This is a genomic window from Shinella granuli, from assembly GCF_004341885.1.
GTDB classification, from domain to species: Bacteria; Pseudomonadota; Alphaproteobacteria; order Rhizobiales; family Rhizobiaceae; genus Shinella; species Shinella granuli.
Genome location: NZ_SLVX01000001.1, coordinates 333,869 through 347,203, shown reverse-complemented (window position 1 = coordinate 347,203; position 13,335 = coordinate 333,869). Strand labels below are relative to the sequence as shown.

The 13,335-nt window shown below is 66.0% G+C and carries 10 protein-coding genes; 3 read left to right on the top strand and 7 right to left on the bottom strand.

Annotated features, from left to right (window positions below; genetic code table 11):
• Window positions 1-168: 168 nt before the first annotated feature.
• Together caiB and EV665_RS01645 are read left to right on the top strand one after the other, a co-directional pair.
• Window positions 169-1,365: a succinate--glutarate CoA-transferase gene (gene caiB, locus EV665_RS01650; RefSeq protein ID WP_133032847.1), complete on the top strand. Its 1,197-nt coding sequence runs from the start codon at window positions 169-171 to the stop codon at window positions 1,363-1,365.
• The gene (locus tag EV665_RS01645) at window positions 1,362-3,011 is read left to right on the top strand and encodes a thiamine pyrophosphate-binding protein (protein WP_133032846.1); all 1,650 of its coding nucleotides are present in this window, start codon (window positions 1,362-1,364) and stop codon (window positions 3,009-3,011) included. The genes caiB and EV665_RS01645 overlap by 4 nt, the downstream gene beginning before the upstream one ends.
• A 186-nt stretch (window positions 3,012-3,197) precedes the next feature.
• On the opposite strand, the gene EV665_RS01640 is transcribed toward EV665_RS01645, so the two are convergent.
• On the bottom strand, window positions 3,198-3,536 hold the full coding sequence (locus EV665_RS01640) for a protein tyrosine phosphatase family protein (protein ID WP_064330593.1): 339 nt from the start codon (window positions 3,534-3,536) through the stop codon (window positions 3,198-3,200).
• A gap of 158 nt (window positions 3,537-3,694) precedes the next feature.
• Window positions 3,695-4,549, bottom strand: coding sequence for a DUF4432 family protein (locus EV665_RS01635; RefSeq protein ID WP_133032845.1), 855 nt, complete (start codon window positions 4,547-4,549; stop codon window positions 3,695-3,697).
• A 427-nt stretch (window positions 4,550-4,976) separates the two neighbouring features.
• On the opposite strand from EV665_RS01635, the gene EV665_RS01630 reads away from it, so the two are divergent.
• Window positions 4,977-6,329 carry a L,D-transpeptidase family protein gene (locus EV665_RS01630; RefSeq protein ID WP_380684564.1) on the top strand — a complete coding sequence of 451 codons (1,353 nt, stop codon included), beginning with the start codon at window positions 4,977-4,979 and terminating at the stop codon, window positions 6,327-6,329.
• Window positions 6,330-6,559: 230 nt separating this feature from the next.
• Here EV665_RS01630 and EV665_RS01625 read toward each other — a convergent pair whose 3' ends face one another.
• The 5 genes from EV665_RS01625 to EV665_RS01605 form a co-directional block, all read right to left on the bottom strand.
• Complete coding sequence (locus EV665_RS01625) at window positions 6,560-8,083, bottom strand: globin-coupled sensor protein (protein WP_162852942.1); 1,524 nt, start codon at window positions 8,081-8,083, stop codon at window positions 6,560-6,562.
• Between the two features lie 255 nt (window positions 8,084-8,338).
• The gene (locus tag EV665_RS01620) at window positions 8,339-9,055 is read right to left on the bottom strand and encodes a ParA family protein (RefSeq protein WP_064330597.1); all 717 of its coding nucleotides are present in this window, start codon (window positions 9,053-9,055) and stop codon (window positions 8,339-8,341) included.
• A gap of 219 nt (window positions 9,056-9,274) precedes the next feature.
• Entirely contained in the window at window positions 9,275-10,420 is a 1,146-nt protein-coding gene (locus EV665_RS01615; protein ID WP_133032842.1) for an iron-containing alcohol dehydrogenase, read from the bottom strand.
• A gap of 5 nt (window positions 10,421-10,425) precedes the next feature.
• Entirely contained in the window at window positions 10,426-11,805 is a 1,380-nt protein-coding gene (locus EV665_RS01610; RefSeq protein ID WP_133032841.1) for an aldehyde dehydrogenase family protein, read from the bottom strand.
• A 165-nt stretch (window positions 11,806-11,970) separates the two neighbouring features.
• Window positions 11,971-13,335 carry a glutamine synthetase family protein gene (locus tag EV665_RS01605; protein WP_133033058.1) on the bottom strand — a complete coding sequence of 455 codons (1,365 nt, stop codon included), beginning with the start codon at window positions 13,333-13,335 and terminating at the stop codon, window positions 11,971-11,973.

The window sequence follows — 13,335 nt, the reverse complement described above, 5'->3', positions numbered from 1 at the left end:
CCGCCCGGCCGCGCGGGCGGCGCGGCAGGCATCATGTCAGTCTGAGCCGTCATGATCTCCCCTCGGGCGCCGTCTATCGTGCCCGGCAGCTTTTTGTTATCCAAAGGGAAACGGGCGAAAGGCCCGGCGGGCGGCCGCGTTCCGGCACCGCCGGGAAGGGAGTGCACGATGGAGAAGTCGAACCTGCCGCTGTCAGGCATAAGGGTCATCGAGCTGGCGCGGGTCCTCGCCGGTCCCTGGGCCGGGCAGATGCTGGCCGATATGGGCGCAGACGTCATCAAGATCGAGAACCCCGACGGCGGCGACGACACGCGCGCCTGGGGCCCACCCTTCGTGACCGGCAAGGACGGCGAGAACCTCTCGGCCGCCTATTACCACTCAACCAACCGCGGCAAGCGCTCGATCGCCGTCGACCTCAAGACCGAGGAAGGCCGCGCCGTCGTCCACCGCCTCATCGCGACGGCCGACGTGGTCATCGAGAACTTCAAGGTCGGCGGCCTCGTCAAGTACGGGCTCGATTACCAGAGTCTTGCCAAGGTGCATCCGAAACTCGTCTACTGCTCGATCACCGGCTTCGGCCAGGATGGCCCCTACGCTGCCCGCGCCGGATACGACTATATCGTGCAGGGCATGTCCGGCTTCATGTCGGTGACGGGCGCGCCGGATGGCGAGCCGATGAAGGCGGGCGTCGCCATCGCCGATATCTTCACCGGCATCTATGCCGTCGCCGCCATCCAGGGCGCGCTCATCCATGTCATGAAGACCGGCCAGGGCCAGCATGTCGACATGGCGCTGCTCGACGTGCAGTCGGCCGTCATGGCGAACCAGAACATGAACTTCCTCGCCTCCGGCAATGCGCCGACGCGGCTCGGCAATGCGCATCCGAACATTTCGCCCTACGAGGTGGTGCCGGCGTCCGACGGGCACATCATCCTCGCCGTCGGCAATGACGGGCAGTTCCGCAAGCTCTGCGGCATCCTGAAGCTCGAGGGCGTCGCCGACGACGAGCGCTTTGCCACCAACCGGGCGCGCGTCGCCCATCGCGGCGAGGTGCGCCGCCTCGTCACCGGGGCGACCGCCGGTGTCAGCAAGGCCGAGCTTCTCGCCGCCTGCGAGCGCGAGGGCGTGCCGGCCGGGCCGATCAATTCCATCGCCGAGACCTTCGCGGATCCGCAGGTGAAGGCGCGGGGCTTGCGCATCGACCTGCCGGATGCCGACGGCAACCGCATTCCCGGCGTGCGCACGCCGATCGTCTATTCGGGCACGCCCCTTGCCTATGACCGGCCGAGCCCGCGGCTTGGCGAACATACCGACGCCGTGATGGCGGAACTCGACATCCTCGAAGCAGGAAAGAAAAGCGCATGAAGACCGGTGGCCAGTTGATCGTCGACGCCCTCGTTGCCAATGGCGTCAGGCGCGTCGCCTGCGTGCCGGGCGAAAGCTACCTCGCCGTGCTCGATGCGCTGCACGACACCGATATCGACGTCCTTGTCTGCCGCCAGGAAGGCGGCGCGGCGATGATGGCGGATTGCTGGGGCCGGCTGACGGGCGAGCCCGGCATCTGCATGGTCACGCGCGGGCCTGGCGCCACCAATGCCTCGGCGGGCCTGCACATCGCGCGGCAGGATTCGATCCCGATGATCCTCTTCATCGGCCAGGTGCAGCGCGATGCGCGCGAGCGCGAGGCCTTCCAGGAGGTGGAATACCGCCGCGCCTTCACCGAGGTCGCCAAATGGGTGGCGGAGATCGACGATGCCCGCCGCATCCCCGAATTCATCACCCGCGCCTTTGCCGTCGCCACCTCCGGCCGTCCGGGCCCGGTGGTGCTGGCGCTGCCCGAGGACATGCTGACGGACACGGTCGAGGCAGTCGAGGCGAAGGCCTATGCGCCGGTCGAGGCCCATCCGGGCCGCAGGCAGGTGGAGGAACTGGCACGCCGTCTTGAAGCCGCCGAGCGCCCGCTCGTCATCCTCGGCGGCACGCGCTGGTCCGAGGAGAGCGTCGCGGGCTTTACGGCCTTCGCGGAGCGCTGGTCCCTGCCGGTCGCCTGTTCCTTCCGCCGCCAGATGCTGTTCGATCACCGGCATCCGAACTATGCCGGCGACAGCGGCATCGGCATCAACCCGGCGCTCGGCAGGGAGATCCGCGAGGCGGATCTCGTCATCCTGCTCGGCGGCCGCTATTCGGAAATGCCGTCCTCGACCTACAGCCTGCTCAAGGTGCCCTACCCGCAGCAGACGCTGGTGCATGTCTATCCGGATCCGTCCGAGCTCGGCCGCGTCTACCGGCCGGACCTTGCGATCTGCGCCGCGCCGGAGGATTTCGTCGCCGCGCTCGACGGCCTCGCGCCGAAGGCCGCCCCGCGCTGGGCCGCGCGAACCGCCGCCATGCACGAATCCTACCTGAAATGGTCGACCCCGCCGGAAACCGGCCCGGGCGGCGTGCAGATGGGCCCGATCATGGCCTGGCTGGAGGAAAACACGCCTGACGATACGATCTTCACCAACGGCGCCGGCAACTATGCCACCTGGGTGCATCGCTTCCACCGCTTCCGCCGCTTCGCGACGCAGGCCGCCCCCACCTCCGGCTCGATGGGCTACGGCCTGCCGGCCGCGGTTGCCGCCAAGCAGCTCTTCCCGGAGCGTGAGGTCATCTGCTTTGCCGGCGACGGCTGCTTCATGATGCACGGCCAGGAATTCGCCACCGCCGTACGCTACAACCTTCCGATCATCACCGTCGTCGTCAACAACGGCATCTACGGCACGATCCGCATGCACCAGGAGCGGGAATATCCCGGCCGCGTCAGCGCCACGGACCTCACCAACCCGGATTTCGCCGCACTCGCCCGCGCCTATGGCGGCCATGGCGAGACGGTGGAGGCGACGGAGGACTTCGCGCCCGCCTTCCTGCGCGCCCGCTCGAGCGGCAAGCCTGCGATCATCGAGGTGAAGCTCGATCCGGAAGCGATCACGCCGACGCGCACGCTCTCGGATATCCGCAGCGGGACGTGATGTTTTTAAGGGCGTGAAAGCCCCTCATCCCGCTGCCGCGACCTTCTCCCCGCAAGCGGGGAGAAGGCGGATGGGGCAATGCCTCGCCCTCCAAATATCGTCGATGCTTTGGGAAACCGGTGCAGCATTCCCCTTCGCCCCGCTTGCGGGGAGAAGGTGCCGGCAGGCGGATGAGGGGCCAGGCCCTCAGCCGCGGATATGCTGCGTCTGCTCGTAGATCTTCGTCGAGCGCATGCCGGAGCGGCAATAGCCGAGCATCGGGCGCGGCAGTTCGTCGAGCGCGTCGACCATGCCGTGCACGGCCTCGGCCGTCACGCCCATCGGGCCGACCGGCACATGGGCGACCTCGATGCCGAGTTCCTTCGCGCGCGCCGCGATGACGGAGAATTCCGGCTGGTCGGGCTGCTCGTGGTCCGGGCGGTGGCAGACGATGGATTTGAAGCCCAGGGCGGCGATGGCGTCGAGATCCTCGACGGCGATCTGGCCGGAGACGGAATATTCGTCGTTGATCTCGCGGATATCCATGGGCGGTTCCTTCTAGAAAACAGGGGTGCTCACCGTTTAAGCCCGCACCGCGGGAGCGTCAATCACGCAAAATCTATAGCAATTCCCGAAAAGGCGCGAAGCGTGCCGCCCCCGGAACGCGCGAACGCCCCTCTCCGCTCGAAAAGCGTGCAAATATCCTAGCGGACCTCGAAGGCGAGGCCGTAGCCGACGCTTTCGCCGGGCGCGAAATCGGCGGCCTCGCCGGAGGCGATCAGCTCGGCGCGCGGCGCGAGCCGGTGCGAGACGGGCTCGATGCCGAGCACCGCCGAGCCCGGCGACAGGTTCCGCCAGACCTGGAGATGCGGCAGCGTATCCGTGCGGAAGCGGATATGGACGCTGCGACCGCCAAGCGCGGCGATCGGGCCGATGGCGATCTCCGCCCAGCCATGCGTTGCCGTTTCAGCCGCCGGCACGCAGAAGAGCTCGCGGTCGCCCTCGCCGAAGCGCCACGGCAGGCTGCCGCCGGGCAGCATCGCCCCGGTCAGCCGCGTGTCCGCATCGAAGAGGCCGGTGCCGAAATTGATGTGATACATGCCGAAGGGCGGCCAGGGCGTCTCGCCGGTATTGGTGACGACATCGTCGAGCGTGATATGGCCGGTGCGCCGGTCGGCGCGCCATCGGCGCGCGAGATCGGCCTTGCCGCCATGGGCGAGCGAAACGGCGACGCGCCCCTCGCAGACCACCTCCCCCTCGTCCTCCTCGATCAGCACGTCCCGCGCCGGCGAGGACGAGAACGAGCCGTGCAGCGGATAGAGCCGCCCGTCGGCCGCACCCTCGACCGGCACCGGGTGGCGGATATGATCCGGACCGCAAGTGAACAGGAAGCCGGGCAGCGCCTTGTCGATGCGCGGATCGCCATCCGACGGCACGGCCGCGCCCGGCGCGAGATCGACGCCATGGAAGACGGCGCCGGCGACGTCGAGCACCGATTGCGGCGTCAGGTCAAGGCGGAAGGACTGGTCGGGGGTTTGGGCGGTAAGGGAAAAGGTCATCCGGGACTCCGGCAAGGGGCAATCAATCGGCGGCATGCTAGGGTCTGTACTCCATCAGCACAGACCCTAGAGCAATTCCCGCAAAAGTGCGAAGCGGTTTTGCGTCCGGAACCGCAGCAAAACAAAAGGATAGCGTGTTTTCGCGATTCGGCGAAAAACGGAAACGCTCCCACGGCAGGGCGCCGGTCCGTCATGACCGGCAGACCTCGCTCTCATCGCCTCCACGGAACCTCACGGCCGGTCACAAGTTTTTGCACGGCGCGTTGACCTTCCGTTCACCATCGATTCAGTTTTTTCATATTAAGGTCTGAATTGAAGTGTTCCGTCCGCGCGACATGGGCAAGCAGGCAGGTCAAGAGTCGTGAATTCTATTTTTAAAACAAGCGTTTCGCTCCTTACCGCGGCCTCCGTCCTCGGATTCGCCATCTTGCCGGCGCAGGCCCAGCAGCGGTTCTTCGCACGCGACACGGTCCTGGTTTCGCCGGAAGGCGACATCCTCGACTACATTCCGGACGACGGCAGCGTGCGCGTGATGCGCGACAACCGCGGCCGCACCGTCTATGTCGACGGCTGGGGCAACATCGTTGCCACCGCCATGCAGGCCGACCGCTACTTCGCCCGCGGCGACGATTACCGCCCGCGCCGTGACCGCTATCGCGAGATGCGCGGTTATCCGGAAGCGAACCCCGACTATTTCCCGCCGGCGCCCGAGGCCGACTATGGCGACGAGCTGACGACGAGTTCCGTGCCGGAAATGCGCGAGGGCCTGCCGGGCGACATCGAGCGCCAGCCCCTGCCGGATGCCGATTTCGGCGGTTCGCAGGCCCTGCCCGATTTTTCCGGCGACAGCGCGGCCCTGCCGGAAAACGGCACCGATCCCGATGCGGAATTCGTGCCCGGCCCGAAATTCGACCCGGCGATCGCGATCGGCAAGATGTCGTCCGCCGAGATCACCGCGCTTCAGGTCTTCCTCGACCGCGAGGGCTTTTCGCCGGGCGTGATCGACGGCAAGAAGGGCTCGAACGTCACCAAGGCGATCGAGGCCTGGCAGCAGGCGACGGGCGAGACGCTCGACCCGAACAATGCCGACGACATCCTGGAGCGGCTGCGCCTGTCCGGCGGCCTTGCCTTCACCACCTACGAGATCACCGCCGCCGACGCGGCCGGCCCCTATGTCGCCGCCATCCCCGACGACTATGCCCAGAAGGCGGCGCTGCCGCATCTCTCCTTCACCTCGACCACCGAGATGCTGGCCGAGAAGTTCCACATGGACGAGGCCTATCTGAAGGAGATCAATCCGGGCGTCGACTTCACCATTCCCGGCACGATCATCAAGGTCGTCGACACGGGCGAGAGGAAGACCGGCAAGGTCGCCAAGATCCTCGCTGACAAGGGCCGCAAGCAGGTGCTCGCCTATGACGAGAACGGCACGCTGATCGCCGCCTATCCGGCCAGCATCGGCTCGGCCGACACGCCCTCTCCATCAGGCACGGTGACGGTCGAGCGCATCGCGCTCAATCCGGGCTATACCTACAATCCGAAGATCAATTTCCAGCAGGGCAACAACAACAAGGTGCTGACCCTGCAGCCCGGCCCGAACGGCCCGGTCGGCACGGTCTGGATCGCGCTGTCGAAGCCGACCTACGGCATCCACGGCACGCCGGAACCCTCGAAGATCGGCAAGACCCAGAGCCACGGCTGCATTCGCCTCACCAACTGGGACGCGACGGAGCTCGCCAAGATGACCAGCGCCGGCGTGACGGTCGAATTCGTCGACTGACGATCGGGGGGTAGCCCCTCATCCGGCTGCCGCCACCTTCTCCCCGCAAGCGGGGAGAAGGGATATGCCGCGCCGGCTTCCTCGCCCAATGACCGCTTGTAGGTAAGCCTCTCCCGCTTGCCAGTAATCGGATATGAATGAATCGTTGCTCCATCCCCTTCTCCCCGCTTGCGGGGAGAAGGTGCCGGCAGGCGGATGAGGGGCAGCCCGACGGCAGAGAAGGCCAGCGGTCAAGCCGCCCGCACATACCCCGATCCCTGGGCCGGGCGGGCCTCGCCGCTGGTGCGGAAGGCGCTGAGCTGGGCGGCGATGGAGGCGGCCTCTTGCGTCAGCGCCTGGCTGGCGGCATTCGCCTCCTCCACCATGGCGGCGTTCTGCTGGGTGATCTGGTCCATGGCGTTGACCGCCTGGTTGACCGCCTGCAGGCCCGTCGCCTGCTCCGCCGTGCTGGCGCGGATCGTGTTGAACACGGCGCTGACCTCCACGACCTGGGTGACGATCTGGCGCAGCGACTGGGCGACCTCACCCACCGAGCGCACGCCGTCCTCGACCTGGCCGTGCGACTTGGCGATGAGGTTCTGGATGTCCTTCGCCGCATCGGCGCAGCGCTGCGCGAGCGCCCGCACTTCCGAGGCCACGACGGCAAAGCCGCGCCCCGCCTCGCCGGCCCGCGCCGCCTCGATGCCCGCATTGAGCGCGAGCAGATTGGTCTGGAAGGCGATCTCGTCGATCACCTCGATGATGTTGGCGATGGCCGAGGAGGAAGCCTGGATCTCGCCCATGGCGACGATCGCGTGTTCCACGACCTCGCCGCCGCGCTGCGCATTGTCGCGCGCCGCCATGACGAGGGCGTTCGCCTCGTTGGCGCTCTGGGCGGTCTGGCGCACGGTGGTGGTCACCTGCTCGACGGCGGCCGCCGTCTCCTCCAGGTTCGCGGCCTGCCGCTCCGTGCGCTTGGCAAGGTCGTCGGAGGCCGCTGCGATCTCCTGCGCGCTCAGATGGATGGAGCCCGCGCCGGCGCCGATATTGCCGATCGCCTGCGAGAGCGTGGAAATGGCGTGGTTGAAGTCGTCGCGCAGCGCCTCGTAGGCCTCCGGCAGCGGGCCGGTGATGCGCGCGGTGAGGTCGCCGTCGGAGATGCGCTTCAGCGCGGCGCCGAAACTGTCGCTGACGATCTTGCGCTCCTCGGCAACGACCTGCGCCTGCACCGCCTGCTGCTTGGCGAGGTCCGACATGTCGTTGTAGACGGAGATGGAGAGGTCCATGTCGAGGAACATGGCCTTGAGCAGGCTGGAGAACCGCGCCGCAAATTCCTCCGGCCCGATTTCCTGGCGGGCAAAGAGCCCCTGCTTCGGCCAGAGCGATTTCACGGCCTCCGTCAGGAGATGCTCGACGATCAGCGCATAGCCGCCGATATACCAGCGCGGCTCCAGTCCGATGCGCGCATGCACATGGCCGATCGTCTGCACCTTGGAAGCATAGTCGCCGGTGAAATCGCCGGCCGCGATATTCGCCCAATGGCCGAGCTGGGCATTCTTCGCCCGATTCATGTGGGCGTCGTTGGAGAAGAGGTGATTCACCTCCGGGCTCTTGCGCACGATCGCATAGAACTTGTCCAGCGCCGGGCCGAGCTCCTTCTCGATGAAGGGTTTGAGCGTGCGAAGCCGCTTCAGCGCTGCCTCGTCGAGGCCGAGATAGTCCAGACGGCGCGCGATGTCGTGGTTCTGGCTGGCGGTCTGCGGGGCTGGCTTCATTCCGGGGGTATCCTGGCAACTCGAGAAAACGGGGAAAGCAACGGAAAATCGGGGCAGCAGCGCCGGGCAGCACCGCATCTTGCCCGTAACCCTTCATGGGTCCCCATGGCGACGCATCGCCGAAGGGGTGGCTTTCTGACGCGATATCATTAGGTTAAGCGTGGTAAATTGTTCATTACCAACCTTGCATTGCGGCGCAAAAAACGGCCGCGCCATTCGTCGCAGCCGTTCTTGTCATTCGTCAATCCGGAAGGTTCAGGCCGCCCGCTGCAGCGTGCGGAAGAAGCCGCGTTCGGTGGCGATGCGCTTGCGCACCGGCAGGAGGCGCAGGACCTCGTCGGCAAAGAGGCGCGCATTCTCGCAGGCCTTGTCGAGATTGCTCACCCTGGCCGCATCCATCGTATAGAGCGTGCCGCCGCAATCGAAGATGTCGCGGAAGGCGGTGCGCTCGCCGATCGGCGTATCGAGCACGGCAACGCCGCGGGCGGCGAGCAGCGCCTTGATGGCGCTCATCGCGCGCGTCGTCACCAGCGAATTCATGCGGGTGAGCACGACCGAATGGTTGATGCGGATGCCCGCCTTCTCGTCGAGCTGCTTCAGCAGTTCGAGGATATGCGCTGCCCCGCGCGCATCCATGGCACAGCCCTGCACCGGGATCATCACATGGTCGGAAAGGCCGATGGCGGTGGCGACCAGCGCATCGCGCGCGCCGGCAAGGTCGATGATGAAATAGTCGGTCGTCTGCCGGTTCTCGCGGATATGGCACTGGAGGGAGGCCATCGAGACTTCGGAGATGACGGCGATGTTGCGCTGGCGGCCGGAAACCTCGTGCCAGTGGCTGATCCAGCGCTGCGGGTCCGCATCGAGAATGGTGATGCGGTGGCCGCGGCTCGCAAGCTCGGTGGCGAGAATGAGCGCTGCGGTGGTCTTGCCCGCGCCGCCCTTGGCATTGGCAAATGTGATGACTGGCATGTCTTTCCTCATGAATGCTGCGAGCTTTGCATCGCTCTCGTCAGACGGCCCGGTGAGAATGGCGCCCGCTTGCTCAAACCTTTCAAAACATGGTTAACGAAATGGAAACATGCGCATGGCGAAGATTAACGAGAACGGCGCCGAATTTGCGCTTTCTCAAGCAAAAGGCCCGGAAAACGGCGGTTTTCCGGGCCCCTGTCATTTGTTAACGGCAAGAATTCAGATGCACTCGACGAAGAGGCGCTTGGCCGCGTCCAGCGTCAGCTCCACCGGATTGCCGCCGGCCGTCGGGTCGACGATCGCCATGGCGGCCATCTCGTCGATCCGGTCCGTGCCGACGCCGAGCGCCGACAGCTTGTCCGGCACGCCGAGCTCCTCGCGCAGGCGCAGCACATAGTCGAAGAAGCCGTCGAAGCCGCCCTCTATGCCGAGATAGGCGGCGGCGCTGGCGATCTTCGCCTCGATGGCCGGGCGATTGAAGGTCAGCACCGGCGGCATCACGACGGCATTGGTCATGCCATGGTGCGTGTTGTAGATGGCGCCGACCGGATGCGACAGCGAGTGGATCGCGCCGAGGCCTTTCTGGAAGGCGACGGCGCCCATGGCGGCGGCCGACATCATGTTGGCACGGGCCTCGATATCGGTCCCGTCCCTGTAGGCGCGCGGCAGGAATTCCTTGACGAGACGCATGCCCTCCAGCGCGATGCCCTGGCTCATCGGGTGGTAGAACGGCGAGGAATAGGCTTCCAGGCAATGGGCGAAGGCGTCCATGCCGGTGCCGGAGGTGATGACCTTCGGCATGCCGACCGTCAGCTCCGGGTCGCAGATCGTCACCGAAGGCAGGAACTTCGGATGGAAGATCACCTTCTTGGTATGCGTCTCGGAATTGGTGATGACCGAGGCGCGGCCGACTTCCGAGCCGGTGCCGGCCGTCGTCGGCACGGCGACGATGGGCGCGATGCCGTCGGAATTGGCGCGGGTCCACCAGTCGCCGATATCCTCGAAATCCCAGACCGGCCGCGTCTGGCCGGCCATGAAGGCGACGGCCTTGCCGAGGTCGAGGCCCGAGCCGCCGCCGAAGGCGACGACGCCGTCATGGCCGCCGTCGCGGAACGCCTTGACGCCGGCTTCGAGGTTCCTGTCGGTCGGGTTCGGATCGACCTCGGCGAACATCGCCCGGCCGAGGCCGGCGGCGTCGAGAATGTCGAGCGCTTCCTTCGTGATCGCCATGGTCGAAAGGCCGCGGTCGGTGACGAGCAGCGGCTTCTTCATGCCCACGGCCTTGCAGTGGTCGGCGAGTTCCTTGATGCGGCCGGCCCCGAACTTGATCGCGGTCGGGTAGCTCCAGTTGGCGGTGATGGTCATGCTCTTCAAGCTTTCCTGAAATGGTAGGACTTCGGTCGGGTGAGATTGTGGAAGCCGATGACGGAGAGCGAGCCGCCGCGGCCCGTTTCCTTGACGCCCGTCCAGCAGAGCGCCGGGTCGAGATAGTCGGCGCGGTTCATGAAGACGGTGCCGGTCTCAAGGTCGCGGGCGATGTTTGCCGCGCGGTCAGCGTCCTTCGTCCAGAGCGAGACGGTGAGGCCGTATTTGCAGTCGTTCATCAGGGCGAGCGCTTCTTCGTCGCTCTTGACCTTCATGATGCCAACGGCCGGGCCGAAGGTCTCCTCGGTCATGAACTCCATCGAATGGTCGACATCGACGAGGATCTGCGGGGCGACATAGGCGCCGCCGTCATCAGCCGGGAAGAGCTTGGGATCGACCAGCGCCCTGGCGCCCTTCGCGACCGCATCGGCGATCTGCGAACGCACGGTGGCGGCGAAACGCTTGTGCGCCATCGGGCCGAGGGTGGTTTCCGGATCGAGCGGATTGCCGAGCTTGTAGTTGGACACCCAGGCGACGGACTTTTCCACGAAGGCGTCGTAGAGCTTCTCGTTGACGTAGATGCGCTCGATGCCGCAGCAGCACTGGCCGGAATTGTAGGTCGCGCCGTCCATCAGCGTGTCGACGGCGGCATCGAGGTCGGCGTCTTCCATGACGTAGCCCGGATCCTTGCCGCCGAGTTCGAGGCCGACCGGCGTGAAGGTGCCGGCCGCCGCGCGCTCGATCGACCGGCCGCCTTCGACCGAACCGGTGAAGTTGACGAAGTCGAACGCGTTGCCGGCGATCAGCGCCGAGGTCGTGTCATGGTCGAGGAAGACGTTCTGGAAGACATCCTCCGGCACGCCCGCCTCGTTGAAGGCACGCACCAGCCGTTCGCCGACGAGCAAGGTCTGGGCGGCGTGCTTGATGATGACGACATTGCCGGCCATCAGCGCCGGCGCGACCGTGTTGATCGCGGTCATGTAGGGATAGTTCCACGGCGCGATGACGAAGACGACGCCATGCGGCTCGCGCTCGATGCGGCGCTCGAAACGCTCGCTGTTCTCGATGACGATCGGCGCCAGCGAGGAGCCGGCGATCTCGGCGACATAGTTGGAGCGTTCGTTGAAGCCCTTGAACTCGCCGCCGTAGCGGACCGGGCGGCCCATCTGCCAGGCGATTTCCGGCACGATCTCGTCGGCCATCTCGTTGACGCGGGCAACGCCCTTGAGGACGAGCTGGACGCGCTCTTCGAGCGGGCGCCTGGCCCAGGCCTTCTGCGCCTTCTTCGCACGGGCGACGGCCTCTTGCGCGGCCGCCAGCGGCATCGCCTCGCGCTCGGCATAGACCGAGCCGTCCACGGGGGATATGCATTTGATCACAGTCATGATCGACTTCCTGTTGGTTCTATTCGGAATTTCAGTTCTGGCGCAGATGCCGCCCCTCATCCGCCTGCCGGCACCTTCTCCCCGCAGGCGGGGAGAAGGGATTTGCCGCGCCGTCTCGTCCCCCTCTCCCCGCTTGCGGGGAGAGGGGCAAATCTGCACACGCTTCTACGCCCTCTCGAAGCCGCGCGCCACCTCCCAGTCGGTGATGCGGCGGTCGTATTCTTCCTGCTCCCATTCGGCCGCGCGCACATAGTGGTCGACGACGTCGTCGCCGAAAGCCTCGCGCAGCATGTCGGATTCCTTCAACGCGGCGGCCGCGCCGCGCAGGGTCTTGGGGATCTCGCGGATGTCCTTGCCGCCATAGGCGTCGCCCTCGAAGGGCGCCTCCAGCTCCAGCTTCTGCTCGATGCCGGCCATGCCGGCCGCCAGCAGCGCCGCCATGGCGAGATAGGGGTTGAGGTCGGAGCCGCCGACGCGGCATTCGATGCGGATGCCCTTGGTGCCCTCGCCGCACAGGCGATACCCGGCGGTGCGGTTGTCCTTGCTCCAGATCGCCTTGGTCGGCGCGAAGGTGCCGGCGACGAAGCGCTTGTAGGAATTGATGTAGGGCGCGAGGAAATAGGTGATCTCGCTGGCATGGGCGAGCAGGCCCGCCACATACATGCGCATCAGCTCCGACATGCCGTACTTGCCATCCCTGTCGAAGAACTTCGGCTCCTTGCCGTCGAGGCTCCACAGCGACTGGTGGATATGCGAGGAGGAGCCGGCCAGGTTGTAGTTCCACTTGGCGAGGAAGGTAACGGCCTTGCCGCGCTGCCAGGCGATCTCCTTGGTGGCGTTCTTGATGATCGAATGCCGGTCGGCCATGGTCAGCGCCTCGGCATACCGCACGTTGATCTCCTCCTGGCCAGGCGAGGCCTCGCCCTTGGAATTCTCGACCGGAATGCCGGCGCCCTGCAGGCCGTTGCGCAGCGCCCGCATGACATCCTCTTCCTTGGTGGTCTGGAAGATGTGGTAGTCCTCGTTGTAGCCGGACGCCGTGCGCAGGTCGCGGTAGCCGCTCTCGCGCGCATCGTCGAAGGTCTGGTCGAACAGGTAGAATTCGAGCTCGCTCGCCATGAAGGGCTTCAGGCCCAGGGCCTCCAGCCGCTTGACCTGCTTCTTCAGCACGGCCCGCGGCGAATGCGGAACCTCGGCATGGGTGTGGTGGTCGAGCACGTCGCAGAGCACGAGCGCCGTGCCTTCGAGCCAGGGCAGCTTGCGCAGCGTCGCAAGGTCCGGCTTCATCGTGTAGTCGCCATAGCCGGCGGCCCAGCTCGTCGACTTGTAACCCGAAACGGTCTCCATCTCCATGTCGGTCGCCAGCAGGTAGTTGCAGCTATGCGTCTCTTCATAAGCGCTGTCGATGAAATACTGCGCATGGAAACGCTTGCCCATCAGGCGCCCCTGCATGTCGACGAGGCATGCCAGAACGGTATCGATGCGGCCTTCGGCCACATCCTTCTTCAGGTCGTCAAAACTATAGGTCAT